Raw genomic sequence first — 11,325 nt, 5'->3', positions numbered from 1 at the left:
TTAAGAAGTTTTTCAATGATTAATTTCTTATCTCATCGAGCCACCTTAACGACTTGAAACACTACTCACTGCTGCTGACCAATCACTTAGTCATCTGCTTTGCCGTGTCAGTGGGTGCGCATTATAGGGAGATTTGAAATTAGCGCAAGGGCTTTTTTGCATTTAATTTAAAGCAAGCCTTCAAGCGAACAATAAACAACCAAAACCTACTTTTTTACATCAATTGGGTGCATAAAAAAGAGTTAAAGCGGTGTTCTAATGGAAAGTGGAACGAATAGCTGCTTTGAAGTTATCTAAAAAGATAAATCAATTACACTACTCATTCTAACAGCCTTCATTCTAACACCCATAAACAGAAACTAATTAGCTGCCTCTAGACTAAATAGAGAGTGAGAGATACCATCTTGGCAAATACTCTTACCTGCATGCCAACCTTTATCAAACTTGCTTAAGCCATCAAGTGCGGTATCTTTAGAAAATGAATTCATCAATTCAACATTTCCTGCCTTTGTCGCAATCGCATTTTGGCATCCTCGATAGTAACCATAATGATACAAACTCTCGTAATCTAAATTACCCGCACCGATATAAGGTGCAGACACCTTAACGCTGCCATATTCAGACGATGATGAACACCCCATTATAATAAGAGATACTAGTGCACTCACAAGCCATGTTATTTTCATCTTTATTCTCTCCATAATTTAAGACAAGTATCACGGGTATAGAACAACTTAAGCATGAGTTTTACTGAGATACAAATTTAAAAAGAAAAAACCCCGTTGATTGAAATGATCAACGAGGTATCTATTTTACTTTATCTCATGAATGAACACGGACTTTCTATTGAGTAAACGTCAAACCATTTTCATCAGTTTCGATACGAATTGGACTCGATGGCATTAATTCACCACTCAACAATTTTTGAGCCAATGGGTTTTCTACTTCCTGCTGCAGCGCTCTTTTTAATGGTCTTGCGCCATAAACAGGATGGTATCCAGCCTTGGCAATATGCAACAAGGCTTCATCAGAAATATGAAGATCATATTCTTTTTCCGCTAAACGTTGCTCCAGAGCCTGCATTTGTAACCGAGCAATATGTAAAATATGATCTGTCCCTAGTGGGTGGAAAACCACCGACTCATCAATACGATTCAAAAATTCAGGGCGGAAATTCTGTATCACTACCTCCATGACTTTAGTCTTCATCTCGTCATATTCTAGTTGATGAAACTCTTCCTGAATCACATCTGAACCTAAATTCGATGTCATGATCACAACGGTATTTCTAAAGTCAACGGTTCTGCCCTGACCATCCGTTAGCCGTCCATCATCGAGAACCTGCAACAAGATATTAAAAACATCAGGATGCGCTTTTTCCACTTCATCAAGTAAAATAACCGAATAAGGTTTACGCCTAACCGCTTCAGTCAAATACCCGCCTTCTTCATAACCTATGTACCCAGGAGGAGCACCGACCAAACGTGATACAGAATGTTTTTCCATAAACTCTGACATATCAATGCGCACTAATGCCGTTTCAGTATCAAACAAATATTGCGCCAACGCTTTAGATAATTCAGTTTTACCGACACCCGTTGGGCCTAAGAATAAAAATGAACCAATTGGACGATTCGGATCTGATAGCCCTGCTCGACTGCGCCTAATCGCATTGGACACAGCATCAACGGCTTCATCCTGACCGATAACTTGTTCATGTAGCGCTGATTCCATTTGTAATAATTTTTCTTTTTCGCCTTCCAGCATCTTAGCAACAGGAATACCCGTTGCTTTAGATAGCACATCCGCAATTTCGACTTCAGTCACTCGGTTTTTCAACAAACTTGTCTCTTTACTTTCAGCTTGTGTTGCAAGCGCTAATTCTTTTTCAAGCTCTGGAATACGGCCATACTGTAATTCAGACATACGCGCCAAGTCACCCGCCCTTTGGGCCACTTCCAGATTTAATTTTGCCTGTTCAAGATCCGATTTTATATTTTGTGTGCCGGCTAAAGCCGCTTTTTCTGCCACCCACACCTGATTAAGCTCAGCGGTTTTCTTTTCGACTTCAGCCAGCTCGTGGCGTAAATTATTCAAACGCTTAGCACTTGCTTCGTCTTCTTCTTTACTTAACGCTTGTTCTTCTAACTTTAATTGTATTGCTCGACGTTCTAATCTATCTAATGGCTCTGGTTTCGAATCGATTTGCATACGAATACTTGAGGCTGCCTCATCAATTAAATCAATCGCTTTATCCGGTAACATACGATCTGATATGTATCGATGAGACATGCTTGCCGCAGCAACAATCGCAGGATCGGTGATCTCAACATGATGATGTAATTCGTAGCGCTCTTTGAGTCCACGTAAAATAGCGATAGTGTCTTCGACACTAGGCTCATCCACTAGCACTTTTTGAAATCGACGCTCTAAAGCAGGATCTTTTTCAATATATTGACGATATTCATCTAATGTTGTAGCACCAACACAATGTAAATCCCCTCTTGCCAAAGCAGGTTTTAACATGTTTCCTGCATCCATTGCCCCGTCAGTTTTTCCCGCGCCGACCATAGTATGAAGCTCATCGATGAAGAGAATAACCTGACCTTCTTCTTGGGATAATTCATGTAACACGGCTTTCAAACGCTCTTCAAATTCACCTCTGAATTTTGCCCCTGCCACTAGCGCGCCCATATCCAATGAAAGCACACGTTTATTTTTAATACCTTCTGGCACTTCATTATTAATAATACGTTGTGCCAACCCTTCGACAATCGCCGTTTTTCCTACACCTGGCTCGCCAATTAACACGGGATTGTTTTTGGTCCGACGTTGTAAGACTTGAATAGTTCGACGAATTTCTTCGTCGCGACCGATCACAGGGTCGAGTTTTCCTTGCTCAGCTCTTTCCGTTAAATCAACGGTAAATTTATTCAATGCTTGTCGCTGATCTTCTGCATTAGGATCATCAATATTCTGCCCACCACGCATTTGCTCTATGGTGCTATTAAGTATGTCGGAAACACCGCCGGACTTTTGCAAGGCTTTTGATAGTGGATCACTTGCATCGAGTGCTGCTAACACAAACAACTCGCTGGAAATATATTTATCTTTACGTTTTTGCGCTAATTTATCACAATTATTAAGCAGTCTAATTAAACCTTGAGAGACTTTAACATCGGCATTTTCACCTGAAACTTGGGGTAAGCTTTCTAATTCTTGCTCCAGTAAAGAACGTAAATGACTGACTTGAATGCCCGCTTGATTCAATAATCCACTGATAGAGCCACCATCTTGATTCAACAATGACATCATTAAATGCACTGGTTCGATAAATTGATGATCTCGACCTAAAGCCAATGACTGGGCATCGGAAATGGCCGCTTGAAATTTGTTTGTCATACGTTCAGGTCGCATATCTCCTCCAAGCATAAATAGATAAATAATTGTTAATTTAAATATGGGGGAGAATTAATCAATATCAAGGGTTAGAATCTTAAACTACACCCAGCTTTTAATATGCGCCACTAGCTTTTTCATCCTATTTAGTAATGGCCTATTTCTATGATGACAGAGATAAATTATCTCTTTCACAGGCTTAGACAGTTGATGAACCTTTATCAACTCAGTGTTAAGAAATTCATCGACGGCGAAGTAAGGTAATACCGTAAAACCTAATCCCATACTCACTGGCCTTAAAATTAAATGAATTTGATTAGAAAAACCTTTCTTTATTAACGTGTCGTAACCCTGAAAAGCCGAAAAATTTGTCCCTAAAAGTTGATTGACATGATGCTCGCCGTCAGGATGATCAATAAAACCAAGATTAAATAACACTTCCCAATCAGGTTTTAAAATCGTGGCAGGTGTCACTAACACCAAAGCTTCATCACCTATTGGCATCGCATTGACTTGAGCCGTCTGGGTGAGAGAAGTCATCAATCCAATATCAACATCAAAATTGATGATTGCCTCCTCGATAGCCGCATTAGGTGCAAAGCGATAATCCATCACTAATTGAGGGAATGTTTGCTGCAGATTCAGCACTCGAGGATAGAGTTTGAGGCCAATACTACCAGGTGACATTATTCTTATTTCACCTGCGTCATCAGGATCTAAACTTATTCTCTGCTCAATCGCTAAAACATCATTCAGAATTTTTCGCCCTTCTTGATACAGGCTTTCCCCCGCATAGGTCAAAGTAAATTGCTTACCTTGTCGAATAATCAAATTTTGCTGTAATTGTTCTTCAAGCTTTCGCACATGCTGGCTGACTCCCGACTGGGTCATAAACAACCTATTGGCCGTACGCGTAAAATGTTGTACCTCAACCAAAGTGCAAAAAGTCTTCAACCATACAAGATTCATCATTACATTTTGTACTTAAAGCTATAAATAATGATAATTATACATAATCAAATAGCCTTTGTAAGATAGAACAACTTTCACTATTTGAGGCAAGATCATGAGCCAAGTTTATCCACGAAACTTTTCACACATAGGTATATCGGTGCCTGATTTAGAAAAAGCCGTAAAATTTTATACAGAAACTCTGGGTTGGTACCTCATCATGGAACCAACCGAAATTAATGAAGATGATTCCGCCATTGGAGAAATGTGTACCGATGTCTTTGGCAAAGGCTGGGATCGCTTTCGTATAGCACATCTATCAACAGGTGACCGTATTGGCGTCGAACTGTTTGAATTTAAAAACCAAGAAAATCCTGAAGATAATTTTGAATATTGGAAAACGGGCATTTTTCACTTCTGTGTACAAGATCCTGATGTAGAAGGTCTCGCTGAAAAGATTGTCGCCGCAGGGGGTAAGAAACGTATGAAAGCCCCTCGTTACTATTACCCAGGTGAGAAACCCTATCGCATGATTTATATGGAAGATCCCTTTGGTAATATACTAGAGATCTACAGCCACAGTTATGAATTACATTATTCGGCAGGCGCTTATAAATAGTATACAGCAAAAACAGCTTCATTTATTTGGTTGACTAACTTAACCAAATAAATGAAGCCATACGGCCCGTTATTCCTTCACGACGATAAGAAAAAAAGCTCTCTGGATTTAAATAAGTACAGCGTTTATCTTGATATATTTCAACAACGCCCGCTCGTTGAAGCCGATAACAAGCTAAGCCTTGCAAATCGGCTAAATATTTGTCATTCACTGGTTTAAAAAAAATTGAACAAGCCGCATCTTTCTCAACAAACTGCAGCCTCACTTCAGGGCCAACCTCAAACACCTTTGGCCCAATACAAGGCCCTAAATAAGCAATCACCTCTGCTTGTTTAAAATGTGCTAAAGCCGATTCAATAATCCCATCGCATAACCCTCGCCACCCAGCATGCACCGCAGCCACCTGAGTACCTTGTTTATTACACAATAATACGGGTAAACAATCGGCGGTCATCACCACGCACACTTGCTTCGAATCTTGAGTCACACTGCCATCAGCTTTATGGATTTGAGTATTATCCGCTTCAATGACATCAGTACCATGTACTTGTTCAAGCCAGGCAGGTTGTGTGGTTAATGCTAATTGAGACTGCATTAACCGTCGATTACTTGCCACAGATTTAAGATTATCCCCAACATGTGCGCCTAAGTTCAAGCTATCATAAGGCGGCAAGCTGACACCGCCTAAGCGCGTTGAAAATGCAATGTTAACACTCGGTGGGATAAACCAAGTCGAATGCATTAAATTTATCCTTTCAGTTTAAATAACGGATGGATTTTCTTGCGTATCGAGACGCAACGCCTGAGTCAATATTTTCATATCTTCAGGAATAGGCGCTTGCCAGCTCATGATTTCACAAGTAAAAGGATGCACCAGTTCTAACCGAACCGCATGCAGAGCTTGACGTTTAAAGCCCATATAGGTCTCAAAAAACTCTGGCGTCACGCCCTTTGGCGGACGCGGCCTGCCACCATAAACAGGATCGCCAACCAAAACATGTCCAATATGGGCCATGTGCACACGGATTTGATGCGTTCGACCCGACTCCAGCCTTAATCTTAGACGAGTATGGGCACGAAACTTCTCTGCAACTCGGTAATGGGTCATCGCAGGTTTGCCGTCATACACCACGGCCATATGAGTTCGTTTAGTGGGATGTCTATCTATCGGCTCATCCACTGTACCACCGGAAATAATCGTCCCTTGCACTATGGCTTCATATTCACGAGTAATATCCCTTGCTTGCAAAGCAGCGACTAAGTGCGTTTGCGCTTCTACCGTTTTTGCGACCACCATTAATCCGGTGGTATCTTTGTCCAAACGATGCACAATTCCCGCTCTTGGTACCAATTCAATGTTAGGGCAATGGTGCAACAGCGCATTCAATAAAGTGCCATCACTATTACCTGCGCCAGGATGTACCACTAAACCAGCCTGTTTATTAATCACTAAAATATGATCGTCTTCATAAACAATATCAAGCTCAATAGCTTGCGCTTCGGCCTTGATTTCTTCTTCTAATGTGGCTTGAATAACAATCTCTTGCCCTTCTAACACCTTGATCCTAGGCTTGTCTGTTACCACTCCATCTACAAAAACAGCACCCGAGAGTATCCATTCTTTGATGCGCGTACGCGAGTAATCGGGGAACAAACTGGCCAAAGTCTGGTCTAACCTTTGTCCGGTTTGTGTTGATGTTATCTCACTTTTTAGATTAATCTCTTGTGTCATAGGAACCGTACCCACTTTTTGGGGTCCAAAATTGTTTACTATCTGTTACAATCAAGTCGTTTCTATTTTATCGTGAAATAGAAAAATTCTTAACAATAACTTTAAAAGAATCGAATTCAAGTATGTATAAATTTGCCAAAAGTACTGCCATAGTCCTAATGTCACTGGCCATTGTGGCCTGTAGCAGTAGCCCTAAGGAAGATCTTACGCTGAATAAAACCTCTCCTGAGGAGCTCTATTCTCAAGCAAGAACCTCTATGGAGCTGGGTAACTTCAGCAAAGCCGTACGTTCATTAGAAGCCTTAGATTCACGTTTTCCCTTTGGTCCACATAAAATTCAAGTTCAACTGGATCTTATCTATGCTTATTATAAGCTGAATGATCCTGCTTCAGGCCTAGCCAATATTGATCGCTTTATTCGGTTAAACCCGACTCATAAAGATATCGATTATGTTTATTACATGCGTGGATTAGTCAACATGCAAATTGATGACTACCTATTTCATGACATGCTTAACATAGATCGAAGCGATCGCGATCCAAAACCTGCGCAAGATGCATTCAAAGATTTCGGCAGACTACTTAAGTTATACCCGAATAGCAAGTATGCAGCCGATGCTCAGCAACGAATGATCGCAATAAAAAATCGTTTAGCACGCTATTCTATCCATGTGGCTCAATATTATTTAAAGATGAACGCATGGAGTGCCGCTGCCAATCGGGCTCAGCTGGTACTTGAAACCTACCCGGATACGCCTTCAACAGAACGTGCATTAGAAATTATGGCGCAAGCCTACGGAGAGTTAGGACAAAGCACCTTAAAAGGTAATGCGTTATTGGTACTAGAAAAAAACTTCCCACATAACGAGCTCTTTGCCCAGTAGTCTTTTCTTGAATAGAGCCATTTTTTAAAGAGATGAAAATGGCTCTATCGAACAAAACACAACCACTTAAGAGGTATTTTCATCTTTTTTTCAAATAATGGTTGACTCTAAGGCAAAAAAGCTTTTAAATTGCGCCCGTTGCCCGAATAGCTCAGTCGGTAGAGCAGAGGATTGAAAATCCTCGTGTCCCTGGTTCGATTCCGGGTTCGGGCACCACTTCTTATTCTCCCCTATTTATTCACTATTTTTCCTTATCTTGTAGTCAAAAAAACATATTTTAAATGAACAGACTTAATTGAGGAATGGGTGTTGATTATGCCATCAAGCCTCCTATGAGACACTCGTATATGCCATCACCTTAATATTACGCCCCTGTTGTCGATAGCTGAGATACAGCTGGCGTACGGTTTCATTCAACATGCTTATATCGACAGCATAAAAGCCAAGGGATGCATAGAAGGGTTCTAACCCCAGATAAGGGAAGGTATAAGTCTTTTCATCAAAGCGCTCAGCCAACAAAGTTAACAACTGCCGTGCCACACCTCGCCCTTGATGTGTGGGGGCAACCGCAACCCCTGCGACTAACTTAAAACAACCATGATCTCTGATATAGGCACTCGCAATAATACCCTCGCCTTGATAACGCACAACAGCACAGTTCTCAAATCGTTTTGCTTTGCCTCGAAAACCATGAGTACGATAAAACTTATTGACCAAAGGGACTTCAAGATCTGTTAGCCATTGCGCCTGATAACGATACAGCCCTAATTCCACTTTATCTCCCGACATATCTTCTACTTCATAACAGTAAAAAACCAGCATTAAGCTGGTTTTTTACTGTCTATAAGAGACAAGTTTGAACTTAACTATGCTTCTTCAATGCCTCTAAAGCATTAACCTTGCGGACGCATAGCAGGGAATAAAATCACATCACGAATAGTATGCGTATTAGTAAATAGCATGACTAAACGATCAATACCTATCCCTTGGCCTGCTGTGGGTGGCAAACCGTGCTCAAGAGCGGTAATGTAATCGGCATCATAAAACATAGCCTCATCATCACCGGCATCTTTAGCATCCACTTGTGCTTTAAAGCGCTTGTCTTGATCTTCGGCGTCATTTAGCTCAGAGAAGCCATTTGCCACTTCACGACCACCAATAAAGAACTCAAATCTATCGGTAATAAAATGATTATCATCATTACGACGTGCAAGGGGAGAAATATCCGCAGGGTAACCTGTAATAAAAGTGGGCTGCATCAATCGCGGCTCGGCAGTTTCACCAAAAATTTCTTCTAATAGCTGACCACAAGTCCAAAAATCTTCAACCTCAATATGCAAGGATTTAGCTAAATCACGCATAAAGGCAAGATCTTTGACTTCTTCATAGGTCATTGACTGAATAGTGGCGTTATCAGGATTATACTTCTTGATCGCATCTAGCATGCTTAAACGCTCATAAGGACCGCCAAAATCAATAGTATGCTCGCCATAAGGCAGTTTTGGAGATCCGCAAAGATCGGTGGCAATGGAACTTAACATTTCTTCAGTTAAATCCATTAAATCTTTGTAATCGGCATAAGCCATATAGAATTCCATCATAGTGAATTCTGGGTTATGACGTGGCGATAAACCTTCATTACGAAAGTTTCGGTTAATTTCAAACACACGCTCAAAACCACCCACGACAAGGCGTTTAAGGTAGAGCTCAGGGGCAATACGTAAATACATTTGAATATCGAGCGCATTATGATGCGTCTCAAAAGGACGAGCCGATGCACCACCTGGAATAGTATGCATCATTGGCGTTTCCACTTCCATAAACTCTTTTTTCACCATGAAATTACGAATAGCCGCTACGACTTTCGAGCGCATGATAAACGCCTCACGGGACTCTTCATTAACAATCAAATCAACATAACGCTGGCGATAGCGCGTTTCTTGATCCGTTAATCCATGAAATTTTTCAGGTAATGGGCGTAATGCTTTAGTCAATAATTGGTACTCTTCCATATTAACGTAAAGATCGCCTTTACCCGATAAATGCAGCTGACCCGTGACACCGATAATATCGCCAATATCTAACCCTTGAAATTTGGCTTTTAATTCTTTTTGCACGTCTTTGGCCGCATAAGCTTGAATGCGACCACTCACATCTTGCAAAACAAGAAAGGGGCCACGTTTAGCCATAACACGGCCTGCGATACTGACTTGATGACCTAATGCTTCTAACTCTTCCTTGGTGTTGCTTCCAAACTCAGATTGTAAATCCGCAGCCTTGTGTTTTCGCTCAAAATTATTTGGGTGACCATTGGCAGGACATTGAGTGCGAATGTGCTCAAGTTTGGCACGACGCTCAGCAATTAACTTATTCTCATCTTGTACTTGTTCAGTCATCTTCTTATCTCGTCAATGTTACAGATCACACCATATCAATGGATCAGGATTTACTTTTTTACTACAACTCAAGGAAGTGCAACGATAAAGCCTCTATGATTAACACTTATGGTTAATGCTTAAAGGCCTGATTTTAAACTTGCTTCAATAAACTTATCTAAATCACCATCGAGTACACTTTGGGTATTACGGTTCTCGACACCCGTTCTTAAATCTTTAATACGTGCATCGTCTAACACGTATGAACGAATTTGGCTGCCCCAACCGATATCAGATTTTGCATCTTCAGCCGCTTGTTTATCGGCATTTTGTTTCAGCATTTCTAACTCAAACAGCTTGGCTTTCAACTGCTTCATGGCAGAATCACGATTCTTGTGCTGTGAGCGATCATTTTGGCATTGCACTACGGTATTGGTGGGAACATGGGTTATACGAATGGCCGATTCTGTTTTGTTAACGTGTTGACCCCCAGCACCAGATGCACGATAGGTATCAATTCTTAAATCTGCTGGATTGATATCAATTTCAATGGAATCATCAATTTCTGGGTACACAAAAACAGAACAAAAAGAGGTATGACGCCTACCCGTTGAATCAAATGGTGATTTACGAACTAAACGATGAACGCCAGTTTCTGTGCGCAACCAGCCAAAAGCATACTCGCCCGTAAACTTAATGGTGGCCCCTTTAATGCCCGCCACATCACCATCTGTCACTTCAATGAGTTCAGGTTTAAAGCCGTGCGCTTCTCCCCAACGCAAGAACATGCGCAGCACCATATTGGCCCAATCTTGCGCTTCTGTACCACCTGATCCCGATTGAATATCTAAATAACAGTCTGATAAATCATGGGGACCTGAAAACATGCGGCGAAATTCAAGCTCTTCAAGACGTTTTTCAAGCTCATCAAGTTCCACGCTAGCATCATTGAAAGTTTCTTCATCTTCCTCTTCTACCGCAAGCTCAACTAAACCTTCGACATCGACAAGACCTAAGTCCATATCATCGATGGTCTTCACTACCGCTTCTAATGCTGAACGCTCTTTACCTAAGGCTTGCGCATTATTCGGATCATTCCACACTTCAGCACTTTCAAGCTCACGACTGACTTCTTCTAGACGCTCTTTTTTTGCATCGTAGTCAAAGATACCCCCGAAGCAACATGGTACGATCCGCGAGTTCTTTGACTTTAAATTTTATCGGATTCACTTCAAACATGGATTAGTCTACTTAAATTGTTAGGTTGCACGGATAGAAAACCGCCTATTTTAACCTAAGCGGATCATTAAACCTAGCGGTGAAAGAAAGAAAAAAGCAATAGTTTTAAGGAAAGTTAACATACCT

The 11,325-nt window shown here is 41.1% G+C and carries 10 protein-coding genes and 1 tRNA gene; 3 read left to right on the top strand and 8 right to left on the bottom strand.

From position 1 onward, the window contains the following. Positions 1–359: 359 nt before the first annotated feature. The 3 genes from Q0791_RS05405 to Q0791_RS05395 form a co-directional block, all read right to left on the bottom strand. Positions 360–686, bottom strand: a complete 327-nt coding sequence (locus Q0791_RS05405) for a hypothetical protein (protein WP_299003573.1) — start codon at positions 684–686, stop codon at positions 360–362. 157 nt (positions 687–843) lie between these two features. Beyond that, positions 844–3,417, bottom strand: a complete 2,574-nt coding sequence (gene clpB / locus Q0791_RS05400; RefSeq protein ID WP_299003571.1) for an ATP-dependent chaperone ClpB — start codon at positions 3,415–3,417, stop codon at positions 844–846. A gap of 84 nt (positions 3,418–3,501) precedes the next feature. Next, positions 3,502–4,371 carry a LysR family transcriptional regulator gene (locus tag Q0791_RS05395; protein ID WP_299003569.1) on the bottom strand — a complete coding sequence of 290 codons (870 nt, stop codon included), beginning with the start codon at positions 4,369–4,371 and terminating at the stop codon, positions 3,502–3,504. Between the two features lie 94 nt (positions 4,372–4,465). Between Q0791_RS05395 and Q0791_RS05390 the strand changes: the two genes are divergently transcribed. After that, complete coding sequence (locus tag Q0791_RS05390) at positions 4,466–4,969, top strand: lactoylglutathione lyase family protein (protein WP_299003567.1); 504 nt, start codon at positions 4,466–4,468, stop codon at positions 4,967–4,969. A 34-nt stretch (positions 4,970–5,003) separates the two neighbouring features. Here Q0791_RS05390 and pgeF read toward each other — a convergent pair whose 3' ends face one another. Both pgeF and rluD read right to left on the bottom strand, forming a co-directional pair. Further along, positions 5,004–5,711 (bottom strand): peptidoglycan editing factor PgeF, encoded by a 708-nt coding sequence (pgeF, locus tag Q0791_RS05385; protein WP_299003565.1) that lies wholly within the window; start codon positions 5,709–5,711, stop codon positions 5,004–5,006. Between the two features lie 18 nt (positions 5,712–5,729). Then, positions 5,730–6,701, bottom strand: coding sequence for a 23S rRNA pseudouridine(1911/1915/1917) synthase RluD (rluD, locus tag Q0791_RS05380; RefSeq protein ID WP_299003563.1), 972 nt, complete (start codon positions 6,699–6,701; stop codon positions 5,730–5,732). Positions 6,702–6,823: 122 nt separating this feature from the next. Between rluD and Q0791_RS05375 the strand changes: the two genes are divergently transcribed. Both Q0791_RS05375 and Q0791_RS05370 read left to right on the top strand, forming a co-directional pair. Next, on the top strand, positions 6,824–7,585 hold the full coding sequence (locus Q0791_RS05375; protein ID WP_299003561.1) for an outer membrane protein assembly factor BamD: 762 nt from the start codon (positions 6,824–6,826) through the stop codon (positions 7,583–7,585). A gap of 140 nt (positions 7,586–7,725) precedes the next feature. Beyond that, positions 7,726–7,801 (top strand) — tRNA-Phe (locus Q0791_RS05370). 114 nt (positions 7,802–7,915) lie between these two features. Here the strand turns inward: Q0791_RS05370 and Q0791_RS05365 are convergent. The 3 genes from Q0791_RS05365 to prfB form a co-directional block, all read right to left on the bottom strand. Further along, positions 7,916–8,374 carry a GNAT family N-acetyltransferase gene (locus Q0791_RS05365; protein ID WP_299003560.1) on the bottom strand — a complete coding sequence of 153 codons (459 nt, stop codon included), beginning with the start codon at positions 8,372–8,374 and terminating at the stop codon, positions 7,916–7,918. Between the two features lie 104 nt (positions 8,375–8,478). Continuing rightward, positions 8,479–9,981 (bottom strand): lysine--tRNA ligase, encoded by a 1,503-nt coding sequence (gene lysS, locus Q0791_RS05360; protein WP_299003559.1) that lies wholly within the window; start codon positions 9,979–9,981, stop codon positions 8,479–8,481. A gap of 119 nt (positions 9,982–10,100) precedes the next feature. Next, positions 10,101–11,199 (bottom strand): peptide chain release factor 2 gene (prfB, locus tag Q0791_RS05355; RefSeq protein WP_299003558.1). Its coding sequence is split into 2 segments (ribosomal slippage): positions 10,101–11,123 and positions 11,125–11,199, totalling 1,098 coding nucleotides; the frame shifts between segments, so codons are not numbered across the junction. Positions 11,200–11,325: the final 126 nt, after the last annotated feature.

It is taken from the genome of uncultured Shewanella sp., from assembly GCF_947495455.1.
Lineage (GTDB): Bacteria > Pseudomonadota > Gammaproteobacteria > Enterobacterales > Shewanellaceae > Shewanella.
Note: the sequence above shows the minus strand (reverse complement) of the source record. Positions and strands in the feature narration are given on the sequence as shown.